Genomic DNA, 22,348 nt, shown 5'->3' with positions numbered 1-22,348 from the left:
AGACATTGTTGGATGGTTTCGCCGACGACATCATTCGCGCGACGTCAAATTTCCGTGCTCTTTCCGGATAGTGGGATAGCCGCTTCCCACCCTGTCATGGACAGTTCATCAACCTGAACGGACCGGCAGCTTTGAAAAGATTGCCTAGACGGCCTGAACGACTGAAATGAGGCGCAGAGCCGGCATTGGTTCGGGGCAGATCAGCTCGTCTATTGTGCCCGATGTTTCGGCTTGCCGCCGGCAAATTGCTTCAATGCATTTGCCCGCCTAGAAAGGTGCCCCCTCGGACTCACTGATCGCTGTCACTTATTCGGACCCTGAAATTGCCTGCCGCCGCGATTTCTCTGACTTGTCGACGACAGGGAGCCCTTCCTTTCTGGCCTTGGCAAACGCTCGATCGCTCTCCAGGAACTCCGCCAGCATGAACGGGATCAGTTCCGCTACCGATTCGGACTCGCCATAGGTCTGACGATAAAGGGCCGCATAGTCCTTCAGTGCTTGGTTCAGGTCTGCACTTACGCTTATGGTGATCTTCGAAGGTGTCCGATCCGGAAGTTTGCCGAGTTTCAGATTGGTCATGATGACTCCAGTCAATTCGGGTACGGCCGTAGCACAAGATCCTTGTGCACGATGACGCGCAGTGGCCAACCAGGGCGGACGGTGATCGTGGGCTGAATATTGAGGTTCTTCTCGGTGATGCGCTGGCCAGCTTGACTAACGTTCTGCTGAGCGGATTCGCGGATTGCTTTGACCAAGTCGCTTTCGTCTTGCCCGAGGCTCAGCTCCGTGCCGACCCCCAGCAACGTGGCCAGCGCAACGCCTTTCATCAGCTGCCAGGTGTGGAAATCCACCTTGTCCTCAAGCCCGGCATAGCCGGCGGTGTCCGTCGCCGGCAGATTGTCGATTTCGATCGAAGAGCCGTCGGGCAGCAGTATCCGTTGCCAGACCAGCAGCGCGCGCCTTTGTCCAAAGGCAACAACGCTGTCATAGGTGCCAATCAGGCGAGAGCCTTGCGGAATGAGCAAGGTGCTGCCGGTGACTGTGTCGTGCACATTCTCGGTGACCTGTGCGACGACGAGGCCGGGCAAGTCGGAATTGATGCCAGTGATCAGGCTCGCTGCGATGACGCTGCCGGCCATCAGCTGATACGGCGAAGCCGGCGTCTGCAGTGCATGCAGATTGTAGATTCCACTTGTGTTCCGCTGGCTGACAAAATCGAGCTTGCGCTGTTGATTGTTTTGGTCGCCCTCGGCCGGTGCAACGGAAGCTGAATCGCGTGCGGCATCGGATTGTGGAGCCGTTCCATCAAAGGGTGGACGCCCGCCCTGCCCGTTGCCGGCGGCATCCGCTTGCCGGGGTCGATTTTCGATCCGGAAGAAGACTTGCGATTCGCGCGCCTCGATCGCCTGCTGTGCAAGGCGCTGCTCCTCCGCCGAAACCTCCTGGCCCGGCGCGATGCCCAGCTGGCGTTGGTGCTCAAGGATGGGGCGGCCGAGGTCGCCGGGCAGCGGTGGTCCAAGCACCGGAGGCTTGGGCTTGATCCCGGAATAGTCCTTAGGCAGCCTTTCAATTGCCTCCGCGGTTGGCTTCCGCTCGGTGTTGTAAAGCTCTTCAGCCTGCTCTTTGATGCGCAGTGCCGGTCCTTGCAGCGCCATCATGGTGACGGCTAGAACGGTCCCGGAACCAACAGCAGCAATGGCGACAATAATGCCGCGCTTGAAGCGCACAGCGCGGCGAGGCGAGGCCCGCAGCTGCAGCTGTTCTGGATCGAGTTTCGGTGGAGCATCGGAGCGGGAAGTATCCGTCATGGGCCGTCCCTCACCTGCTGGAACGCGAAAAGAGCAATATCCGCCGCGGCGCTTGCCTGCCGTCGGTCCTCGTGATGCGCACCACCTGCTGCTGCTTGGCGCCGAGGCGCAGTTCGGCCGCGGCGAAGAGGCGATCGACGATGTAATAGTTGCCCCGTACGCGGTAGTTGACGAGCTGGTTGTCCCCGTCAGCACCGACGATGAAGAGCGGCGGGGCCTCGCCCTGATCGATGCGGCGCGGAAACTCGATGTAGACCTTGCTGCCATCATCGAACGCGCGCGTCGGCCTCCAGGGCGGCATGTCGCCGGTAATCGAATAGCGGAAGCGAATATTTTCGAGAGCCACATTCGACGCCACTGGCATAGCGGCGTCGGCCTGCGCATTGCGCCGGCGTAGCGCGATGATCTGGTCCTCGCTGTAAGTCCAGGAGATGGCCGCCATGGCGGTCTTATCCGTGCTTTGAAGCTGCAGGTGATAGCTTCGCCGGTCCGTGGTGATCACCAGATTGGTGGCAAGTCCTGGCGCGAAGGGCTTCACCAGCACATGGGTGCGCTGGTCATCGCCGGAGCCACTGACGGTGTCGCCAATTACCCAGCGCACTGTATCGCCGGCCGACACGGATTGGAGTTTCTCGCCTGACTGCAGAGCGATATCGCTGACGCGCTCCGGTGCGGCATAGAGCTGGTAGAGCGCGCCTTCGGCAAAAGGGTAAACCTGCACCGCATTCACATAGCCATATTTGGTGGGTTGCTGCGTCGCCGCCTTGTTGGCATCGGCGACACGTTCTTCAGGCGAGCGCCTGTCTTCAGCAGCCTTGCCCGGCTCGGGCTGCAACTGGCCGGGCAGCGGCAGCGGTGTCGGCACTTCCACGACCTTGACGGGCTTCTCCGGCGCCTTCTCGATTGCCGCCGGTTGGAACTTGGCAGCATCATAGGAAATCTGCGGTGGCGGCACCGGCTTCGAGGCACAGGCGGAGATGACCGCAGCCGACGTCGACAGGACCAGCGCAGTGCGGAGCGACGAGAGTCTATTTATCATTGGCGGGCTCCTTTGGGGGAACGGAAGTCTGCGCGGCGCTGTCCAGCTCGCGCGACCAGTCGATGGCATTGATGAAGACGCCGAGCGGGTTTTTGCGCAGCTGATCGGTATTGTTCGGCGGCCGGATCACAATGGTGAGGATCCCGGTCCAACGCGTTGTGCTGGCGAGGCTGCCGCGCTCAAAGACCTGCTCGGTCCATTTGACTTGAAAGGAGCTGTCGGACGCTCGAACCACGCTCGTCACCTGCACCGAGACGCTGCGCGTGCCGATCTTGCCGAACGGGTCATTGGCCTTAGCGTACTCATTGAGAAAGAGGGCTGCACGGTCGGTGGCGAAGTCGTAGGCCGAGAGCCAATTCTGCCGCACTAGCACCGCATCGGTGGAGACGGAGCGGACATTCTGGATGAAATGGCCGAGATGCCAGGCAATCTGGGCATCGTCGGGCTCGTAGGTTTGGATTGCCGGCGCGACAGCCCGTGTTTCACCGAAGCGGTCAACCTCGACAACATAAGGCACGACGCGGCCCTGCATCGACTGCCACAAGAGTCCACCAGAGAGCCCGATGGCCAGAGCGAGGCAGCCAAAGGCCATCAGGCGCCAGTTCCTTGCCTGCACGCGCGCAGTGCCGATGCGCTCGTCCCAAAGTTGGGCCGCCTTCTGGTATGGTGTGACCGGGTGGGGCGTCTTCCCGTAACGCTGAACAGGTCGCTTGAAGAGCATCTAGTCTTCCTTATCGTTGAGAGAGGGGTTGGCCCCGCTTCCACCCCGATCGCCATCGCGGACGGCCTGCGTGGCGGCGTGGCGATGGGCGCGCGCGGTCTGTTGGGAACGCAAGCGCCTCGCCCACGCCGGCGCGGCATTGGCACCTGACGCGGCAGGGTTTCCGATCATTGATGCGGTCGGCGTGCCGCCCGTCGCGGTCCAGGCGGCATCGCGGCCGGCATCGGCGCTGCGCCGGAATGGTTCTGTTGCAGATCGCATTCCCCGCATCGCGGCGCCGCCAGCTGCGCCGGCAACGCCCTGCAGTCCAGCAGCTACGCCGGAGAGCCCGGACTCGGGCGATGTTGCACGCCGCATCTGCCAAGCTGTGGAAGCAGCCGATCCCATGGCCGTGCCGGCTCGAACGGCGGCGAGACCGCCGCCGGTTGCCATGCGCGCGCCGGCAAGCGCCGCACCTCCGGCAACGAGCGTTGATCCGGCAGCCGCCGCGGTGGTTCCGAGTGCGGCTCCCGCGCCAAGCTGCGGCGCGCCCGAGACAAGACCCGAGGCAATTCCCGGCCCGAAAATGCCGAGCCCAAGCAGCGCCAACGCGCCCAGTACCTGTGACATGGCCGCGGCCAAGTCCGGCTCCTTGCCTTGCAGCGCGGAAGCGAACTCGCCGAAGAGCGTGGAGCCGATGCCGACGATGACAGCAAGCACCATCACCTTAATGCCCGACGAGATCACATTGCCGAGCACGCGCTCGGCCAGAAACGCCGAGCGGTTCCAGAGCGCGAAAGGCACCAGAACAAAACCGGCCAATGTGGTGAGTTTGAACTCCAGAATGGTGATGAAGAGCTGAATTGAAAGAATGAAGAAGGCGATGAGGACCAGGAACCAGGCGAGAAGCAGCACGAAGATGGTCAGCGCGTTGCCAAAGATCTCGGGGAAGCCGACTAGCTGGCTCGCTTGATTGAGCAGCGGCCAGGCGCCCTCGAAGCCGGCCGCGGCAATGCGGCCTGGCCGCAGGAGACTGTCGGCCGACAGATTGCCGGCCGATGCGTTGATGCCGAGCCCGGCAAAGGAATGGTAGATGATGTCGGCGAGGTTCTTAAAATTGTTCAGGATGAAGGCGAAGGCGCCGACATAGAGCACTTTTCGGACAAGCCGGCCAAGAACATTGGGCTCGCCGCCGAACGCCCAGACCAGGCCTGCCAGCGTGATGTCGATGCCGATCAGGATGGTGGTGAGAAAGGCGACGTCGCCCGAAAGCAGACCGAACCCGCTATCAATATAGCGGGTAAAAGTCTCCATGAAGCGATCAATGACGCCGAGGTCATTCATGTCGCCGCCTTCCTCGTTGTCTTGAAGAACTGCTGATCAGTTGCCGGGATAGGCCGTACCGGTGCCCAGGAAACGCTTCGTCGTCTCGCGGGCGGCTTCCTCAGACTGCGCCTTGCGGGCAGCATCTTCGGCTTCAGCCCGGAACTGGGTCGCGAGCAGCGTCTGGATCTGCATCTGCTGCTTGGTCGAAAGCGCGATCAGCTGATTGGTGGCCTGGCTTGCCTCAAGGGCACCTGCCGCGCCCTGACTGCGGTTGACGAGATCGGTAAGCAGGTCGCCGTCGGCCCGCACGTTCTCCACGATCTGCGACTGCGCGCTCATGGTTTGGCGGAACGCCTGCATGGCGTTTTGCCAGCGCTCGCGCGCGGCGCTCGCCACATCGCTGACCTTGATTGTGGCGTCGTAGCTTTCCGGATATTGCACACGCCACTGGTTCTGAAGCTTGTCGAGATCGAAGCTCAGGCCGCTGGCCTGGGTCATCAGGCCGTCGATCCGTTGGAGCGAACCTGTGAGCTGGCCCACGGAAGAAAAATCCAGGCGCTGAAGGTGCCGCGCCATGTTCTGCAGCATCGTCGCCTGGTTCTGAAGCGACTGGATCTGGTTGTTTATCTGCTCCAGGGAACGTGCCGCTGTCAGCACGTTCTGCGCATAATTCGATGGATCGAACACGATCAGGGCGTGGGCCGGCTGGACGTAGTCGGCCATTGGTTTTGCGATCAGGGAAACGGTGATCAGGCTGGTGAGAAGGCGGCGCCGCATCATGACGATTGCTCCTTGTCTGGTTGAGGGAATTGCTGGAGAAGCTCGGCAGCCCAATCGAGGCCGCGCGCACTCAGGAACCGGGAAGCAAAGCTGTCCTGCCCGTGCTCTGACAGGACGCTGTCGATCAAAGCTTGCGTGGCCGGATCAGAGGCGCCGCAGAGCGCAAGAGCGATCGGGCCGAGCCCGAGCTCGAAGAGGCGGTTGCCGCGGCGCGACTGCAGATAATACTGGCGCTTCGGTGTGGCACGGGCGACCAATTCGATTTGCCGCTCGTTCAGGCCGAAGCACTCATAGGCTGCCCGCACCTGCGGTTCCACGGCACGGTCATTGGGGAGAAAAATGCGCTGTGGGCAGCTCTCGATGATCGCCGGCGCGATGGAAGAGCCAGCGATGTCTGCAAGTGACTGCGTGGCGAAAATGACGGAGACGTTCTTCTTTCGCAGCACCTTCAGCCATTCGCGGATGCGGGCGGCAAAGAGCGGGTTGTCGAGATAGACCCAGGCCTCGTCGAGCATGAGCAGTGTTGGCCGGCCGTCGAGCCGCTCCTCGAGGCGATGGAAGAGATAGGTGAGCACCGGCAGCGCGGCGCCTTCCTGGTGCATCAGCTCTTCGGTCTCGAAACACTGCACATCCGACAAAGCCAGCCGATCTTCATCGGCATCGAGCAGCCGGCCGAAGGGACCGTCGAGCGTGTAGGGCATCAACGCGGCCTTGAGTCCATTGGACTGAAGCAGAACCGACAGGCCCGTCAGCGTGCGTTCCCGCACCGGCGCAGTGGCAAGGCTGATGAGTGCCGACCAGATCGCCTCCTTTACCTCCGGCGTAACGGTGACATTCTCATGGGCAACGAGGCCGGCGATCCATTCCGCCGCCCAGCTGCGAGTAGCCTGGTCGCCGATATTGCTCAGTGGCTGGAAGGCAAGCGCACCATCCGCGCCCAGAGCGTGGTGTTCTCCGCCCATGGCCAGTGTTGCCGCACGAGCCGAATTGCCGTTGTCGAAGACATAGACCTGCGCCCCGGCATAGCGTCGAAACTGCAGAGCGACTAGCGCAAGCAGAACCGACTTGCCGGCACCGGTCGGACCAACGACCAGCATGTGGCCGACATCGCCGACGTGGGTGGAAAGCCGAAACGGTGTCGACCCGTTGGTCTCTGCGAAGAGAAGCGGCGGGGATTCGGTCCCAGTCACGTTGGTGAGATGCTCGTTATCCACCGGACCGGCCCACGCCGACGACAGCGGCATGACATGGGCAAGATTCAGCGTGTGAACGAGCGGCTGGCGAACGTTAGCGTAGACATGACCGGGCAACGAGCCGAGCCACGCCTCGACCGCATTGATGCTTTCACGGATCGTGGTGAAGCCGAGCCCATTGACTATGCGCTCAACCGCTCGGAGCTTTTCCGCGGCGGTCTGCCGGTCCTGGTCCCATACCGTCACCGTTGTGGTGAGATAGCCGAAGCCGACGTGATCGCCGCCCAATGTCTGAAGGGCGGCATCCGCATCGAGCGCCTTGTTGTCGGCGTCACTATCGACGAGAGGGACGGGTTCGTTGGTCACGACCTCGCGCAGGATGGCTGCGACCGATTTGCGCTTGGCAAACCACTGACGGCGCAACCGGGTCAGTGTCTTTGTGGCTTCCGTCTTGTCGAGCGGGATGAAGCGCGTCATCCAGCGGTAGGCGAAATCCTGATGGTTGAGCGCGTCGAGGATCCCTGGCCGGGTGACGTTCGGGAAACCAAGGATGGTGAGGGTGCACAGATGCTGCTCACCTAGCATCGGCTCCAGGCCGCCGGTAAGCGGCGCGTCAACCAGAACACCGTCGAGATACATTGGCGTTTCCGGCATGGCGACCGGATGGCGGTAGGTCGAGATTGTGCCGTGCAGATAGGTTAGCGTCTCGGCATCATCGAGGGCGCGCACTTCCGGCATGAAGCCGGACAGCAAATCCAGGACGCGGTCGGTCCCGTCGCGAAACCACGCCAGCTCCTGGCGCCAGTCTCTAGCCCCTCCCGAGTGATGCGAGTCGACCAGTGCGCTTTCCGCCCGCGCCTGGCCATCTGGCGCCGGCATGAAGACCAAGGTCAGATGATAGCGACTCTCGAAGTGCGCGACCTTGCCCTCGAAGGCCGCGCGCCGTTCCTCATCGACCAGCCATGAGGCAGCATCGGGAAAAGCCGAGCTCGGATAGCCCAGCGCTTCAACGCGCTCGGCCTCGAAAAACAACCCCCATCCGGAGCCCAACCTTCGTAGCGCATTGTTGGCTCGTGCGCAGATGCCGACCAATTCGGCTTCGGTCGCGCTTTCAAGGTCGGGGCCACGGAACCGGAAGGTTCGCTGGAAGCTACCGTCTTTATTGAGCACGATGCCGGGCGCCACCAAAGCGGCCCAGGGCAGATGATCGGCCAGCCGATCGGCTTTGCCGCGATACTCCGAAAGGTTCAGCATGCAAGCCACCCTTTCAGGCGAAGATGACGGACAAGCACGCTGGCGAAGTCCGGATCGCGGCGAGCGGCAAAGACCGCGAGCGTGTGGCCGGCGATCCAGAGCGCCAGTCCGGCGATCCACTGCTGCAGGCCAAGGCCTATTGCCGCGGCCACAGTGCCGTTGAGGATCGCCACCGCTCGCGGCGCGCCGCCCAGCAGGATCGGCTCAGTCAATGCCCTGTGAACGGGGACTTCGAAACCCTCGATATGCTGCTCTCCGGTGGCCATCAAACGAGTGCCCCGCCGCCGAAGGAGAAGAAGGAGAGAAAGAAGCTCGATGCCGCGAAGGCGATCGACAGGCCGAAGACAATCTGGATCAGCCGGCGAAAACCGCCTGCCGTGTCACCGAAAGCAAGGGTCAGGCCGGTGGTGATGATGATGATCACCGCGACGATCTTGGCGACCGGTCCCTGCACCGACTCAAGGATCTGCTGCAGCGGCTGTTCCCAAGGCATGCCGGAGCCCGCTGCGTGGGCCGGGACGGTGAGAAGAAACGCGAGCGCGGTGGACGAAAGGAAGCGAAGCTTCTTGAGCATGAGGTGACCTTTCAAAACTGCTGGAGTTGCGGAAGCGTGAGCGGGGTGACGGCGTAATCACCGCTGCTGTCGAGACCGGTGACCTCCGCGATCGCGTCAATGCGGCGCGAGGATCCGCGCCCAGCGATGAAGACGATCAGATCTACCGCATCAGCGATGAGGCGGCGGGGAACGGTGACGACGGCTTCCTGGGCGAGCTGCTCGATACGGTAGAGAGCGGAGCGCGCCGAATTGGCGTGAACCGTCGCGATGCCGCCGGGATGCCCGGTGTTCCATGCCTTCAGCATGTCCAGGGCTTCCGCGCCCCTGACTTCGCCCACGATGATGCGGTCGGGTCTGAGCCGCAGGGTCGAGCGCACGAGATCGGCGAGCGTGACCGACCCCCGCCTCGTCCTCAAGGCAACGCAATCCTTCGCCGCGCATTGCAGTTCGCGCGTGTCCTCGATCAGGATCACCCGCTCGTCGCAATCGGCGGCTTGTGCCAGCAGCGCATTGGCAAGTGTTGTCTTGCCCGACGACGTGCCGCCGGCGACGAGGATGTTGCGCCGCTCGCGGACCGCCTTCTTCAGCGCATCGGCCTGCAGCGGCAGCATGACCCGATCGGCGACATAGTCGGCCAACGTGTAGAGTTTCGCCGCAGGCTTTCGGATGGCGAAGCATGGCCCCAGCACGACAGGCGGCAGCAGACCCTCGAAGCGCTCGCCCGATGGCAATTCGGCGCTGACAATCGGATTGTCAGCATGCGCCTCGGCGCGCACGTGGGAGGCGACCAGGCGGATGATGCGTTCGGCCTCAGAAGGATGCATGTGCACGCCGGTGTCGACCCGGCCTTCACCCAACCGGTCGAGCCGCAGCGCACCGTCGGGATTGACCATCACCTCAATGACGGTCGGATCGGCAAGGGCTTCGGTGATCGCCGGACCCATGGCGGTGCGCAGCATGACGCGGCGGCGATGGTCGGCTTCCGGATGAGAACTCATCCTTCCCCTCCCCTGCGATCGTCGGTGCCAAGTGACCGTTTCCCGGAAGCGATTTGGCGGCCGACCTGTTCGACGAATTTGTCGAAGCGCTCCTGGGCAATCGCTTGCGTGGCCCTGTCCGGCACCGGCGTGTGAGCATGAAGCGTGATCGAAAAGCGGATGAAGAGCGCCAGGCTCTCCAGGATCATCTCGACATCGCGCCTGACATGTCCGAGGTCGCGGGAAAGACGGTCGAGCCTCTTGCCGTAGCGCTGGTCGAGTTCATTCTCCCCACGCCGCTCGATAAAGGCCTCGACCGCGTGCGCCACAATGGCCGATTTGGTGGTCGATGGATTGCGGCTGAGGTTCTCCAGCTTCTCGCTCAACTCGGGTTCAAGCAAAAACTGGTGACGAATGCGGTGGGGCTTCATGCTGCTCGTTCCTCTGACCGGCGCTGATGCACCGGCGACGGGAACGAGCATCGTCGAGATCCTCGAAATCGCTTACGGCCGTTATCTACGCTGAGATACGCCCGCGTATGGCGCGCCGTTCAGAAGCCGGGCACGATGTCCTTGTCGTCGCCCATTCCCTCATTGAGGCCGTACGCACGTGCTGCGGTGGAAATCCGATCCATGACGCGCTTGTCGGCGAGCGTCTCGCAGTCATCGTCTGCGGGCGTGAACAGATCGCCATGATCAGGCTCCTGGGCGACGAGGGTCCGTTCTTCGGGCAGGCCCGGATGGCGCTGCTGCTGGACACCTCCGTCTTCGATTGCCGCGCCGGCACTGTCGTCGTCGCCAGCAAGACGCCGATCCACGCCGCGCACCTGTCCGCTCCAATCGTCCGGGCGCGACGTGGGCCGATCCGCGTAGGCACCGTCGCGCAGCACCGGCGAAGGCAGCACTCGCTCCGTGAAATTCGGATCCTGGTAATAACGCAACTTCTTGGCGCGAATCGGCGGCAATCCCGAAACCAGGATTAGTTCGTCAGCCTGCGGCAACTGCATCACCTCACCCGGCGTCAGCAGGGGGCGAGCGGTCTCTTGGCGGCTTACCATGACGTGGGACAACCAGGGCGCCAACCGATGGCCGGCATAGTTACGCATCGATCTGAGTTCCGTCGCGGTACCGAGCGCGTCCGAGATGCGTTTGGCCGTGCGCTCGTCATTTGAGGAAAAGGCAATCCGCACATGGCAATTGTCGAGAATGGCGTTGTTCTCGCCATAGGCCTTGGAGATTTGGTTCAACGATTGCGCTATCAGATAAGCGCGGATGCCGTAGCCTGCCATGAAGGCGAGCGCAGTCTCGAAGAAGTCGAGCCGACCGAGCGCCGGAAATTCATCCAGCATCATCAGGAGCTGATGCTTGCGGCTCTTCTTTGGATCGCCCTCCAGGCGCTCGGTCAGCCGCCGGCCGATTTGATTGAGCACCAATCGCACCAGGGGCTTAGTGCGCGAGATATCCGACGGCGGCACGACCAGATACAGCGACATCGGTCGCTCGGCATCCACAAGGTCGGCAATGCGCCAGTCGCAGGCCGATGTTGCCGCGGCCACCGTTGGATCACGATAGAGCCCGAGAAACGACATGGCGGTCGAGAGAACGCCTGAGCGCTCGTTCTCTGACTTGTTCAGCACCTCACGAGCCGCCGAGGCCACGACCGGATGGACCTGGGGCTTGTCCACCGTGCCGAGGTGGTTGGTGGTCATCATCCGCTGCAGTGTCGCAGCGAATGAGCGTTGCGGGTCCGACAGGAAGGTGGCGACACGGGCGAGTGTCTTTTCCTCTTCGGCGTAGAGCACGTGCAAGATGGCGCCAACTAGGAGTGAATGACTGGTCTTCTCCCAATGGTTCCGCCGTTCCAGCGCGCCTTCCGGATCGACGAGAATGTCGGCGATGTTCTGAACGTCGCGGACCTCATCTGGACCTTTGCGCACTTCCAGCAGCGGGTTGTACCGCGCCGATCTCGGATCGGTCGGATTGAACAAGAGACAGTGCGAGAACTTCGACCTCCAGCCAGAGGTCAGCTGCCAGTTCTCGCCTTTGATGTCGTGAATGACGGCCGAGCCGGTCCAGGAAAGAAGGGTTGGAACAACGAGTCCGACGCCCTTGCCCGAACGTGTCGGCGCAAAGGCCATGACGTGTTCCGGTCCGTCATGGCGCAGATAGCGATAATTCAGTCCGCCAAGGAAAACGCCGGCCGGCTGAAACAGCCCCGCCTTCTCGATTTCCAGCTTCATGGCCCATCGTGAGGACCCATAGGTGGTGACCAACCCCCGCTGCCGTGCGCGCCAGAGGGACCCAGCTATCGCGGCGGCACAGCCCAGGAACCCACTGGCTCCGGCAAGTATGCCAGCCTTGTCAAAGACCTCAGGCGCATAGGCGTCAAATTGGAACCACCATTCGAACAGCTTCCACGGCTGGTAGATCGGCCAGCCGACTGTCACAAACCATGGTGCGCCGAGTGACGGCTGATAGGAGAGCATGTGGGCGCACCATTGGGTTGCAGTCCACACGCCAAGAATGACAATTGCGAATACGACAGCGATCTGCCCAATCAGCAACTTCGTGGGTGTCAATGGCTTGCTCCGCTCTTCTGGCCAGACGGACCAAACATCGCGCCGAGCGATGAGAATTCGAACGGCCGCTACGTGCGACTAGGTGCGATGACAAGGTTGATAGGCATTATTCAGCTGCGAACAGCGAAAATCCGCCGCAGCAACCGATCGGCGGTGCCAGGTACGCGGTTAGGTCGCAGAAGATGTTGGGGCTTCAGGCGCGGGCACATTGAAGATGTGCTGACAGACAAACCTTTGGAGCCGACGCGTTTGTGCGAGTAGCGAGCTGAAGGGCTCGGCGAGAAATCGTCGTTCTCAATCGGGCGACGGGGGATACATCGGCGAAGACAGGGAGGATGGGCCAGACCGAGCCGACGGAAAGGTCGTAGCCAAGGCGGCCTTGGAGCGCATAGCGCCTGGCCGGGAGGCCGCCGCCAGTCAGACTTACGCGGCGCGTCGTTGAGCGAGGTGAAGACCCGAACGGGCTCGACGAGGGTCCACGGCGGTCACAATGTGGTGGTGGTGATCGCAGTAGACGCGATCCGGCGAAGTTGGCCCAGCACAAAAACGATAACCGCCGGGTACAGAAGCGTCTTCGCTCACCGGGAAGCGGCACTGATAGAGGCCTAGCTGAATGAGGGGGACATCTCTCGAAGTTGGTCTGATATTTTCAGGCATGATGGTTTCCTAGTTCGTAGCAGTTACCAGCTGACGGCCGCAGTGCGACCCGTCGGGACGAGCTTCTCTCGTTTTGGAGGGCTATGGGTCACCATATGGTGTTGGCAGCACCATCAATGAAGCCCTACGCCCTGCTTCTGAAGCCAATAGTTTGCGACTTAAGGCCACACGCGCGAACGCATTAGCAATCTACCATCGTGTCCCCGAGGCACTCGCCCGCCGCGGTTTGCCGGCGGCGGGGTGGCACTGGCTTGTGGGGCCCTAGGCCCACTCGCGGCGCTCGCACTGGATCTCGGTGCGGGTTTCCCTTGTCTCATCGCCCTGTCAGCGCCTTGCAAATGAGCGAAACCAAGCTGTCGCGCGCTCGCTCGTGGAGTGCGCCTTTCGGCCGCCATGCAAGGAAATCATCAACGCTCATCCAATCAGCCGGGTTTGTGTCGGCGTCTGGCTGGCTGAATTCCACATACAGATGCAGTTCGTCCGGCACGAAGACGACCCTCCACAATCCTTCGATGTCATTGGCAAGGTTGTAGGCGAGGACGGTCATGGCGGGGCACTCCTTTCGCCGTGGAGCGTGCCTATCTCACGGGAAAATTCCATCGCCAGAAGTTGGTATTGACGCTCCCGCTTTCTCACAAATCCAACGTCCGCATGATGCCGAAAGGTGCAGCTAGCTTTTTTGTATCCTGGTTGGAACACGGGACCGCCGCGCAAGTTCGGTGCACGCAGCCATTCCTCCCCTCCAGGTATTGCTGCAGATCGGTATCCCGATCGGCCCGCGCTCCCCGCAAGGCGCGGGCCTTGGGGCTGTGGTGCTCATGCCATCTACTTCGATCCGCAAGATGGAATATGATCGGGATAGAAGAACCCTCTCGGTGTGGTTCGTCGCCAGCCGTAAACGGTACGAGTTTGAGGGGGTACCGCCGGAAACCTTTGCCGCGTTCCGGGCCGCGTTCGCCAAGGGCCGCTATTTCAACGACCACATCCGCAACAATTTCCGCTACCGTCTGGTTGCGAGCGATAGCGACCCGGGATGACCTGACCTGCCGGCGGCTCAGTCGTCCTATCGCTCCAACCGGCGGTTGGTGGACGCGTTGCCGCTGTGGCGCTTAGGGTTGGTTACGGTCCGCGCTCACTTGGCAAGCCCACCCCCCGCATCCCCCCGCCTGGTGCAAAGCGTTTGATCGGTCCCGCCGTTCTGGCAGTGCGGCGGGACTTTTTTGCGGTCCAGGTGGAGCATCGGCGCGCGGGGAAGGCGCGGTGCACGCAGCACCCTTTTCTCATCCAACGTACGTCGGTGGCGCGCTGAAGGGTCTCAATGACGGTCTGCCGCCGGAGCTCAATTAGCTGGACTATTGCTCGACCGGAAGCGGCTCGTGCTGCGGCTCAGCGTGATGAAAGACCTGTCCAAGATCGCGCGCGTCGAACGTTTGGCCGCAGACTGGGCAGTAGACCAAGTGCTTCGACTCGTCCTCTACCGGCCCGTCATGCGGCCTGCCCTCATAGCCGGTCGCGATGTTGTCGGTTCTAATCCGGGGCATCGACAAGTGCCTTTCGTCGTTTTGGCGGCCGATATTTCTCCATTAGCCGGACCTTGTCACGGTCGACCGTGACCAGCGGCCCGAGGTCGATCGTCACGGTGTCCTCGTCGATGCGCGTGACCTCGCCTTTCAGGTCGATTTGCTGGCCTCGGTTCACCTTGGTGTGGTCGATGATGGAATGTGGGAAGTCGTAACCTGGGATAGAGACGCTTACGCGGTCCTCTGTTATTGTTATCCGCCTTCGAACCCTGGCCGTAATCGCCACCTGGTCACCAATGCCTATTCCCCGAGCCATGCCATGGATTCTGGTGCGGGCAGTGTCCTCTTCAAGAGGCTTCTAATATACGCCCGCAATCGTAAGGCTGACCTACGACCAGAGTTACAAAAGTTGAACTTCATCGGGGAACACTCCTTCTGTCTGCCTGTTCAATTTGCCAGGCGCATCCCGCGCATTCAGACAGGAGAAAGATGATGAAACGCATCCTTTTGGCTTCGGCCGTGCTGGCGGTGTCGGCCGGGCTTTCCTTTGCCCAGACGACTAGCGGAAATTCGAGCGGAACCTCGACCACCACAACCATGCCCAGTACGACGGATCAGGGCACCGGCACGACGAGCAGCGGCACCAACATGTCCGGCGATCAGGGCACCGACACGACGACCACCAGCGGCACCACAAATCCGAACTCGGCCAGAGACTGCGCGCCGGGCCAGCAGACTGGCAGCGCTCAGCAGGCGGCGCCTAGTCAGCAGGACACGACAGCCAATACCGCCGCGCCGGGCCAGGTGAAAAAGACCGACGAAGGTTGCTGATTGGCACATCGGCTCGGGTTGGAATCACCAGCGTGTGGCTGGCTGATCTCCCCCGACCACCGCCTGAACTCAACTCGGCTGGCGAGCAAGTTCCCGCCAGCTCAACGTTCTGATGCTGAAAATACTGGACCAGATCTATGCGTTCTTACCGTGGCGCCAGCGAAGCGACGACACTGGGGCGGGACAGGCGAGGCCGCTACAGCTCCAGGCTTGTCTTCCCGGTGCGCACGGCGTCGACGACTTCGCTCATCGAGTCGAGGACGAGCTGGCCGACGATCCCCATGCGGATCAGCAACTCAGGGTCGATCGAGGGACGGCCGATCGGGCAGGCCGCACCCTAATACCCAGGCGGAAAGGCCACGCCCACGCCTGGACACGGCCAGTGTATAGCGGCGGACTGCTTGCCAATGAGCTCTAGTGATGTCGAGCGCCCGCTGCGCCGATATGAGCGTGGAGGCCACGAACAGGCGTTTCAAAGGTCTGGCCTGATCGCGCCGGTTGATGATGCGGATAAAGGCCTGGTGGCCAGGCATCAGCGGCTCGGCCGCCGCCACGATCTCGGCCTGCCGCCACTTGTAGAAGGGCGCCAGATACTGGCGGATGGCCTTGAGCGTAGCGTCATGCTGGAGCGCCAACGGATCGGGATCGATGCCGCCAAAAGGCGACAAGACCAAGTACCCAGGACCGAAGCCAACAGCGATGGGGAAGCGCGACAAGATCGTGAAGTTGGATGCCGAGGGCATGACCAGAACAGCGATAGCCAAAGGAACTGGGGTCAGTGAGCGGAGCGTTTATCGGGAGCTTCAGGGGACCGGTGAGCGCCGATAGGTGACCACTAGGACTACGAGGCGAATTAGGCCCCACCAGACTATGAAACGCTCCTCTCCCAAGCTGACCCGCGCTCTTCCGTATCTTGACCCTCAGCTTCAGACGCCTGTCGAGGAAGTGTTCGACGCTGGCCATCACCCGTGCGCCCGCACGCTCGCTGCGAACATAGAGGGCAGTCGTCGGCGTAGCGAACGAAGCAGTGCTTGCGTCGCTCCAGTTCCTTGTCGAGTTCGTCCAGCATTCCGACTTTGAAACATGGCTGATTTCCACACAGTCGCGGCGGGGCAAGACCGGCTTTTAAGCGTTTGAGACGGATCTCATGGATGGTCGCTGGCTCTGGATGACGGAAACGGATCAAAACGACGGCTGGATGCTCTGCATAGCCAACGAGATCACAATCTGCGGCTTCGGAAGCGAGGCTAGTCTCCATGACGTCAGGGCACGCCGCCGCTTCCGGTCTGCCAGCCTGACGCATGTGTCAACAGTTCCGAGCCGAAGCACTGCACCGCCCTCCCAGCCAAAGAAAGTTGGCTCGCCCGACTGGCAGAAGAAGGCCTCGATGCTTCGCGCCTTCGCGGGGCCGTCAGCCAGACCATCGCCGGTGGGCCGCCGAAGGAACGTGGCATCCTTGCCGCGCTGCGCCGATCCCGCTGCCGGAGCCGATCTCCAGGTCAAGATCTGATGCGACATCTGCTCGATACAAACCGCCTCGGAGCCCCTGCTCTAAAGGAGGGCCCAACGAAACGACCATAATCTTTTCATCTCCTCCCTCACAGCCGTCGAATTCGTCGCGGTGTGCTTGAGAAGCCGTCGGCAAGCGGCGTGACGAGCTCGAAAAATAGTTCGCGGCGTCGGACGGTGCACAGATGCTTTTTGCCGGCCGGGTCCTGTTGTACGACGAGAGGATGGTCCGGCTAGGCAAAGTGCCGGGCCCAAGGAGAGCCAGCTCAGCCTCAATCGCATCGGCCAGCGATTCTTTGAATTCGCGGTAGTCCACATTCATGCAACCACTGCCCTTGTCTTCGCGTTTAGCTGCGTTCAATCGTGGGGAGCGACAAGAATGCGGGCCTTCAGTCCAATTACAATCTGCCTCAATCGCAACCTGACGGTGGTCGCGTCCATAGCCGACGCAATGAAGGTGCTTCAGCAACCATGGCCTAGAATGGGAAAGCCGGGGCGGCTCAACGCGATCCGAATGGTCGAGGAGTCCCTCGCCGGGCATTGCAGCCAGCAAGCTGCGCTCGAGGCCTTCAAGGCGGCCGCGGCTGAACAGGGACTCCTTAGAACAAGAGGGACCACCGCAGGTCTGGGGAAAATTGCGCGGATGGTTGAAGATCTGATGTGAGGTCATGCCGGCCTCCCTAACACTGAAGAGCCGCCCCACTTGAAGCCCGAAATACTGCCTTCTCCCGCGGCAGCCGAAACGCCTCAAAACGGGCTATTAGCCTGGACGTGAGGAGGCCCTGGCTGTACAGTCTAAATGAGATCGACTGGTCGTCGTAGGCCCGTCGAAGTCAACGGGCTGGACCAAGCGTGTCAAAGACACGACTGGCGAAGAGATCGTGCCCAGCAGAGCGTGAGGGATCGCGATGCCAAGACCGATGCCGTCGAGCCGAGACACTCGCGGTCGAAGAGACCACGGAGAAGCATCTGCTCATCAAGCCCAGTTCTCCGCGCAATCCTGATCGCGATTTTTGATAAGGTGCAGCCGCACTGTTTGGCCAGCGCAGAAATTCACCGTCGGTTAAGTGGGTCCTGGCTGTCCCGGACGCGGACAGCCGAGCGTCCGTGCGAAGCGTCGCGAGATTTTTGAACAAAAGCGCGAGCTCTCTACCTTACCGAGGGCTTCAGGCGGAAAGCGTTCAAGAGGGCCGTAGCGGCCAAGCAGCCGGGCAGCCGAGACCAGGCCGATGCCTTCGAGACCCGGATAGCCATCGGCGGCATCACCGACGAGCGCGAGGAAATCTGGAATGAGGGCCGGCTCAACTCCGAACTTCTCGCGTACACCCGCGCCATCGCGAATTTTCTGGGTCCTGCGGTCTACCTGGACCACGTGGTCACCGCGGACACACTGCGCGAGATCCTTGTCCGGCGTCCAGATGCACGCCTTCTGCACGCGCTCATCGGCAGCCGCGCTGTGCGCCGCGGAGGCCAGCGCGTCGTCGGCTTCGAGCTCCATCATCGGCCAGACCGCCACTCCCATCGCCGCCAAGGCTTCCTCGAGGGGGTGAAACTGCGCGAGCAACGCCGGCTCGATGCCATCCCCGGTCTTGTAGCCGGGCCAGAGCTGATTTCTAAAGATTCGACTACATGATCGGTAGCCACCCCAACGTGTGTGGCGCCATTCTCGATCATCTCCAGCACTGTGTTCAGCACGCCGACGACGGCGCCAAACGGCTTGTCATGGCCGTTGTTGAACCGGCGTTGGCCGTAGAAGTGGCGAAACAGTTCGTATGTGCCGTCCACTAAATGTACGATCATTGCAATCCTCGAGGAAAAGCATCCGGCCCGGTCTGCAAAGCTAGACGACAGTTGGCCTTCTCCAAACCTTCAAGTAGGTGCGCTCCGCGAACAACGAGAAGATCAGCTACCTGCCGCGCAAGCTCAGCGAAGAGGGCAGCGGCCCGTTCGGGACCTCTGCTACTATGCACCTTGGGGCAAACTTGCGATCTTCTACGCCGGCTACCACTGGTCCAGGGATTGATTAGGCTCGGTCGCATCGACGGCGGCTTCGATCCTCTGCTGGTGGGAGGCGAATTCCGCTCCGCATCGAACTCCTCTCCTGATCCCATACTGACGACAGGACAACAACAATGCTTGGAAGCTTGGAACAGTTCTTTATGGTCCTGGCGACATCCGCTGCGATGAAGTCGCCGACCCGAAGGTTCTTCATCCGACTGACCCATCATCCAGCTCTCGGCGACCTGCATTTGCGGCTCGGACCTGTGGCCGTATAGGGGGATCCAGAATGTCGAAGCCCGATGCACATGGGTCAAGAATACTGCGGCATCGTCATGGAGGTCGGCAGCGAAATCAGGACGGTTCGTCCCGGCCAGTTCGCTCGCGGAGAGTTGGCTTTCGAGTTTGCTGAGGCCGAGTGAGACGGCGCAAGCCACCTTGATGTTCTGAGTTCGCTCTGCACTGGGGTCATACACCTTGATATGGTCTTATGTCCTAGGACAGAGGACACACCGCATGAATGGGATGAAAAGTCAGGATATCGTGATGCTTCTGAAGCTCGTGAGCTTGCAGGAGCAGGAGGGGCAAGTTGGCTCCGGGGAGCTTCATTGGAGCTTCTCGGGCGAGGCCCCGTACTCAGTTCGCGGCCTGGAATCGCTACCCGGGATCAGCAAAACGAGATCGACGCTTCGATCAAGCGAACCCTCTCGTCGGGACTCGCCATCAAAGATCGAGATACGGGCCGAGCCAATCCCCCTCGCCGCAATCTACACAATTTTCTCGTCCACGGACTGAAATTTGTGTTCCCCGCAAGGCGGGCGGCATCACGCGCGGCATGCCGACGGCCTTTGCCGCGCCAATGCTAAAAGGACTGCTGATGAGCGGCGGTGAGTACATCCACATCTGGCCGTTTGCGGAAGGCCGGGACATGGGCCAATCGATCGAGCCCTTGTTCAAGAGCGTGCCTGAAGCTGTTCCGAAAGATGAGCGGCTGGACGAATATCTTGCGCTTGTCGATGCGATCCGGCTCGGAAACCAGCGGGAGGTGGGCCTTGCCGGTGAGCGGCTTTCTGAAAGGCTTCTGAAGAAATGACTACCATCAGAGGCGAGCTGCTTCACATGCTACAGATAGTAGCCGAGGCGCTGGGAAGCGACTTTCGGGAGCGTCTGATATTTGTGGGCGGATGCACGACCGCTCTTTTCATTACCGACGAAGTCACGCTTGGGGATGTCAGGGCGACGGACGATGTCGATCTCATTGTCGATCTACTCCGCAAAGCGCGGTGTTGGTCGGAGATAATAGAACCTTATACCGCAATCCAACTTAGCTAGTTGTAATGTCCCCTCCTCTTTTGCCGCAGCCAGGAATGCCCTGCAGGCCTCCTCCGGCTCCATCTGACGCTGCCCCCAGTTTCTATCCATTTTTGAGTTCCTCAGCCCTCCAGGAACGCCAGAAGCGCCGCATTCACCGCGTTGCTCTCTTCGCGTTGAACCCAATGCGTCCCCTCCTCGAAAGTCTGCAGGCGGCCATCGTCGCAAAGGGCGAGACTGCGCTTGGCCAGCCCGGATTCCAGAGCCTGGTCCTGCATCCCCCACATAACAAGAGTGGGCGTCGTGATCCGCTCCTTCAGGCTCGGGCGAAAGCGCAAGGCGCGATACCAGTTGAGCATGCTGGTCAGCGCCCCCGGCCGCTCCCAAGCCTGCCGATATTCTGCAATCTCCTCTTCTTCGAAGGCGCCTTCCCGGCTGGATGTCCTGAGTGCTCGTGCGAGCAAGGCGGAGCGCCGCGCACCCAAAACGGCTTCGGGCAGCAATGGGATCTGGAAGAAAACCACGTAACTGCTCCGCAGAAACTGCGTCGGAGATCGCAGGGCATGGGTAAACACCACGTCGGGATGGGGCGCATTCAGGATGACGAGCTTGTCCAGGCGATGAGGCAACTTTGCCCCGGCGGCCCAAGCGACGATGCCGCCCCAGTCATGGCCGGCGAGGTGAAACCTTCCGATGCCGAGCGCGTCGGCCAAGGCGAAGACATCGCCGAGGAGCTTGGGGAGCGTGTACTCGCGGATGCCCCCTGGCTTGTCGCTGGTGTTGTAGCCCCTCTGGTCGGGAACGATGACCCGATATCCGGCGGAAGCGAGCGTACCGATCTGCCGTCTCCAGCCGATCCAGAAGTCCGGGAAGCCGTGCAGGAGCATGACCGGCTTACCCCCGGCAGGCCCGGCCTGAACGACATGAAACCGAATGCTTCCGGCGTTGACGAACTGATGTTCAGGCGCGAGCGAGATCATGGCTGGTAACGCGGGTGTCCTAAAACTGATCCAGCGCAATGAGGATTATCAGGCTGTCGTCCCGACAACATGCACGCTCAGCCGTCGCATCCCAGCAGATGGGCATGGGAGCCGAAGGTCCAAGTGGGGATGCCGCGAGTGTTTCTGCAGCCGGGGTGTTATTTGCAAGCGCAGGTCTGCACCTGCATCCTTTGGCGCTACTATACGTTTCCCTGCGACGAAGGTGCTCCGGACCGGCGGCCATGTCGAAGAAAACAACCGAGGACGCTTACGAAGGTAAAGTGCAACTTGAGCGGCCGCCCGACCCGGAGGGCCGGGGACGCAATGCCGAATGGCCGTCAGAGATTCCTGGCCGCGGCTGGAAGGACGTGCTGTGGCGGGTGTTCGCTGAGCTCACCGAGGACCGTGTTATGCTTATCGCGGCCGGGGCCGCATTCTATCTGCTTCTTGCCTTCTTTCCAGCGCTTGCCGCCTTCGTGTCCATCTACGGTCTCGTCGCCGATCCTCAGACCATCGCTGAGCACGTTGCGTTCCTTGGCGGCGTACTGCCCTCGGGAGGTCTGGATATTATCAGATCTCAGCTTGCGTCCTTAGCCGCTCAGAAGACTGGCGCGCTCAGCTTCGGCTTCATCTTCGGCCTTGCCGTCACACTGTGGAGCGCCAGTAACGGCATAAAGACGCTATTCGAAGCCATGAACATCGCCTACGAAGAGAGTGAAAAGCGCGGCTTCATCCACCTGAATCTCCTGGCCTTGGGCTTCACACTTGGCGCCATCCTCATTGGCATCGGCTTTATCGTCGCGGTGGGGATTGTGCCGGCCGTGCTTGCACTGCTGAACCTCGGCGGCTGGATCGAAGCCCTTGTGCGGATCCTTCGATGGCCGATGATGCTCATCATGGCTGGCGTTGGGACCACGCTGATTTACCGCTACGGGCCCAGCCGTGAAAGGGCAAAGTGGAAATGGGCGACATGGGGCGCCTTCCTCGCGGCTGTGGTCTGGATCGCAGTCTCGATAGGATTCTCCTACTATCTTGAAAACTTCGCCAACTACAACGCGACGTATGGAGCCCTTGGGGCAGTGATCGGCTTGATGATGTGGACTTGGATTTCTGTGATTATCCTGGTTGTAGGTGCGGAGCTGAATTCCGAGATGGAGCATCAGACAGCGATGGACACCACCACAGGTGCGCAGCAGCCGATGGGTTCGCGAGGTGCCACGGTCGCCGACACGCTGGGCGGATCGGCCGATGACGCCGACCAGCAGTCGCGTTTTGACGAGCGCAATGCGTAGCGCGCAGCTCACTTTGCATGCCATGGTCAAGCGGCTGTA

At 61.4% G+C, this 22,348-nt stretch carries 25 protein-coding genes and 2 pseudogenes; 9 read left to right on the top strand and 18 right to left on the bottom strand.

Translation table 11 applies throughout. From position 1 onward, the window contains the following. Window positions 1-306 precede the first annotated feature (306 nt). The 13 genes from NKI63_RS26340 to NKI63_RS26275 all read right to left on the bottom strand — a co-directional run bounded on the left by NKI63_RS26340 (window position 307) and on the right by NKI63_RS26275 (window position 13,415). A complete protein-coding gene (locus NKI63_RS26340; RefSeq protein ID WP_023680069.1) occupies window positions 307-579 on the bottom strand; it encodes a DUF2274 domain-containing protein in 273 nt (90 codons plus the stop codon). A gap of 11 nt (window positions 580-590) precedes the next feature. Further along, entirely contained in the window at window positions 591-1,808 is a 1,218-nt protein-coding gene (locus tag NKI63_RS26335) for a TraB/TrbI/VirB10 family type IV secretion system protein (protein ID WP_352467887.1), read from the bottom strand. 10 nt (window positions 1,809-1,818) lie between these two features. Beyond that, complete coding sequence (gene trbG, locus NKI63_RS26330; RefSeq protein ID WP_352567554.1) at window positions 1,819-2,847, bottom strand: P-type conjugative transfer protein TrbG; 1,029 nt, start codon at window positions 2,845-2,847, stop codon at window positions 1,819-1,821. Next, the gene (gene trbF / locus NKI63_RS26325) at window positions 2,837-3,568 is read right to left on the bottom strand and encodes a conjugal transfer protein TrbF (RefSeq protein WP_352823907.1); all 732 of its coding nucleotides are present in this window, start codon (window positions 3,566-3,568) and stop codon (window positions 2,837-2,839) included. Before trbF ends, trbG begins: the two co-directional genes overlap by 11 nt. Continuing rightward, the gene (gene trbL / locus NKI63_RS26320) at window positions 3,569-4,891 is read right to left on the bottom strand and encodes a P-type conjugative transfer protein TrbL (protein WP_352618784.1); all 1,323 of its coding nucleotides are present in this window, start codon (window positions 4,889-4,891) and stop codon (window positions 3,569-3,571) included. 36 nt (window positions 4,892-4,927) lie between these two features. Beyond that, entirely contained in the window at window positions 4,928-5,653 is a 726-nt protein-coding gene (trbJ, locus tag NKI63_RS26315) for a P-type conjugative transfer protein TrbJ (RefSeq protein ID WP_352823906.1), read from the bottom strand. Continuing rightward, entirely contained in the window at window positions 5,650-8,100 is a 2,451-nt protein-coding gene (gene trbE / locus NKI63_RS26310; protein ID WP_352618781.1) for a conjugal transfer protein TrbE, read from the bottom strand. Before trbE ends, trbJ begins: the two co-directional genes overlap by 4 nt. Next, window positions 8,094-8,366, bottom strand: coding sequence for a VirB3 family type IV secretion system protein (locus NKI63_RS26305; protein WP_023680309.1), 273 nt, complete (start codon window positions 8,364-8,366; stop codon window positions 8,094-8,096). The genes trbE and NKI63_RS26305 overlap by 7 nt, the downstream gene beginning before the upstream one ends. Further along, window positions 8,366-8,674: a TrbC/VirB2 family type IV secretion system protein gene (locus NKI63_RS26300; protein WP_023680310.1), complete on the bottom strand. Its 309-nt coding sequence runs from the start codon at window positions 8,672-8,674 to the stop codon at window positions 8,366-8,368. The genes NKI63_RS26305 and NKI63_RS26300 overlap by 1 nt, the downstream gene beginning before the upstream one ends. An 11-nt stretch (window positions 8,675-8,685) precedes the next feature. Continuing rightward, the gene (gene trbB, locus NKI63_RS26295) at window positions 8,686-9,654 is read right to left on the bottom strand and encodes a P-type conjugative transfer ATPase TrbB (RefSeq protein WP_352467841.1); all 969 of its coding nucleotides are present in this window, start codon (window positions 9,652-9,654) and stop codon (window positions 8,686-8,688) included. Continuing rightward, the gene (locus NKI63_RS26290) at window positions 9,651-10,064 is read right to left on the bottom strand and encodes a CopG family transcriptional regulator (RefSeq protein WP_352467842.1); all 414 of its coding nucleotides are present in this window, start codon (window positions 10,062-10,064) and stop codon (window positions 9,651-9,653) included. The genes trbB and NKI63_RS26290 overlap by 4 nt, the downstream gene beginning before the upstream one ends. 119 nt (window positions 10,065-10,183) lie before the next feature. Further along, complete coding sequence (locus NKI63_RS26285; protein ID WP_352755438.1) at window positions 10,184-12,211, bottom strand: conjugal transfer protein TraG; 2,028 nt, start codon at window positions 12,209-12,211, stop codon at window positions 10,184-10,186. A gap of 970 nt (window positions 12,212-13,181) precedes the next feature. After that, the gene (locus tag NKI63_RS26275; protein WP_352508341.1) at window positions 13,182-13,415 is read right to left on the bottom strand and encodes a hypothetical protein; all 234 of its coding nucleotides are present in this window, start codon (window positions 13,413-13,415) and stop codon (window positions 13,182-13,184) included. Window positions 13,416-13,587: 172 nt separating this feature from the next. Here NKI63_RS26275 and NKI63_RS26270 point away from each other — a divergent pair, with 172 nt between their 5' ends. After that, the gene (locus NKI63_RS26270; RefSeq protein WP_352823905.1) at window positions 13,588-13,905 is read left to right on the top strand and encodes a KTSC domain-containing protein; all 318 of its coding nucleotides are present in this window, start codon (window positions 13,588-13,590) and stop codon (window positions 13,903-13,905) included. Between the two features lie 315 nt (window positions 13,906-14,220). On the opposite strand, the gene NKI63_RS26265 is transcribed toward NKI63_RS26270, so the two are convergent. Continuing rightward, window positions 14,221-14,409: a hypothetical protein gene (locus NKI63_RS26265; protein WP_352503331.1), complete on the bottom strand. Its 189-nt coding sequence runs from the start codon at window positions 14,407-14,409 to the stop codon at window positions 14,221-14,223. Continuing rightward, window positions 14,396-14,704: a hypothetical protein gene (locus NKI63_RS26260; protein WP_352682161.1), complete on the bottom strand. Its 309-nt coding sequence runs from the start codon at window positions 14,702-14,704 to the stop codon at window positions 14,396-14,398. Before NKI63_RS26260 ends, NKI63_RS26265 begins: the two co-directional genes overlap by 14 nt. 176 nt (window positions 14,705-14,880) lie before the next feature. On the opposite strand from NKI63_RS26260, the gene NKI63_RS26255 reads away from it, so the two are divergent. Beyond that, window positions 14,881-15,219: a hypothetical protein gene (locus NKI63_RS26255; protein WP_352823904.1), complete on the top strand. Its 339-nt coding sequence runs from the start codon at window positions 14,881-14,883 to the stop codon at window positions 15,217-15,219. A 296-nt stretch (window positions 15,220-15,515) separates the two neighbouring features. Here NKI63_RS26255 and NKI63_RS26250 read toward each other — a convergent pair whose 3' ends face one another. Beyond that, complete coding sequence (locus NKI63_RS26250) at window positions 15,516-15,887, bottom strand: hypothetical protein (protein WP_352508346.1); 372 nt, start codon at window positions 15,885-15,887, stop codon at window positions 15,516-15,518. Between NKI63_RS26250 and NKI63_RS26245 the strand changes: the two genes are divergently transcribed. From NKI63_RS26245 to NKI63_RS26235, 3 genes and pseudogenes are all read left to right on the top strand, one after another. Next, a complete protein-coding gene (locus tag NKI63_RS26245) occupies window positions 15,820-16,047 on the top strand; it encodes a helix-turn-helix domain-containing protein (RefSeq protein ID WP_352508336.1) in 228 nt (75 codons plus the stop codon). The genes NKI63_RS26250 and NKI63_RS26245 overlap by 68 nt on opposite strands. A gap of 244 nt (window positions 16,048-16,291) precedes the next feature. Continuing rightward, window positions 16,292-16,444, top strand: a pseudogene (locus NKI63_RS26240) (diguanylate cyclase); the annotation flags it as partial. 663 nt (window positions 16,445-17,107) lie between these two features. Continuing rightward, complete coding sequence (locus NKI63_RS26235) at window positions 17,108-17,392, top strand: DUF982 domain-containing protein (protein ID WP_023680323.1); 285 nt, start codon at window positions 17,108-17,110, stop codon at window positions 17,390-17,392. 399 nt (window positions 17,393-17,791) lie between these two features. Here the strand turns inward: NKI63_RS26235 and NKI63_RS26230 are convergent, their stop codons facing one another. Further along, window positions 17,792-18,349 carry a 5'-3' exonuclease gene (locus NKI63_RS26230; RefSeq protein ID WP_352508345.1) on the bottom strand — a complete coding sequence of 186 codons (558 nt, stop codon included), beginning with the start codon at window positions 18,347-18,349 and terminating at the stop codon, window positions 17,792-17,794. 153 nt (window positions 18,350-18,502) lie between these two features. Between NKI63_RS26230 and NKI63_RS26225 the strand changes: the two genes are divergently transcribed. The 3 genes and pseudogenes from NKI63_RS26225 to NKI63_RS26215 all read left to right on the top strand — a co-directional run bounded on the left by NKI63_RS26225 (window position 18,503) and on the right by NKI63_RS26215 (window position 19,819). Further along, entirely contained in the window at window positions 18,503-18,751 is a 249-nt protein-coding gene (locus tag NKI63_RS26225) for a cyclophilin-like fold protein (protein ID WP_352516146.1), read from the top strand. Window positions 18,752-18,901: 150 nt separating this feature from the next. Beyond that, window positions 18,902-19,115, top strand: a pseudogene (locus tag NKI63_RS26220) (alcohol dehydrogenase catalytic domain-containing protein); the annotation flags it as partial. Between the two features lie 446 nt (window positions 19,116-19,561). Further along, complete coding sequence (locus NKI63_RS26215; protein WP_352508334.1) at window positions 19,562-19,819, top strand: hypothetical protein; 258 nt, start codon at window positions 19,562-19,564, stop codon at window positions 19,817-19,819. A gap of 340 nt (window positions 19,820-20,159) precedes the next feature. Here NKI63_RS26215 and NKI63_RS26210 read toward each other — a convergent pair whose 3' ends face one another. Next, window positions 20,160-21,017: an alpha/beta fold hydrolase gene (locus tag NKI63_RS26210; protein ID WP_352508333.1), complete on the bottom strand. Its 858-nt coding sequence runs from the start codon at window positions 21,015-21,017 to the stop codon at window positions 20,160-20,162. Between the two features lie 242 nt (window positions 21,018-21,259). On the opposite strand from NKI63_RS26210, the gene NKI63_RS26205 reads away from it, so the two are divergent. Continuing rightward, window positions 21,260-22,309 (top strand): YihY/virulence factor BrkB family protein, encoded by a 1,050-nt coding sequence (locus NKI63_RS26205; protein WP_352685986.1) that lies wholly within the window; start codon window positions 21,260-21,262, stop codon window positions 22,307-22,309. The last annotated feature ends 39 nt before the right edge of the window (window positions 22,310-22,348 follow it).

This window comes from Mesorhizobium sp. M0410, assembly GCF_040321435.1.
GTDB lineage: Bacteria > Pseudomonadota > Alphaproteobacteria > Rhizobiales > Rhizobiaceae > Mesorhizobium.
This window is presented reverse-complemented; position numbering and strand designations above follow the sequence as displayed.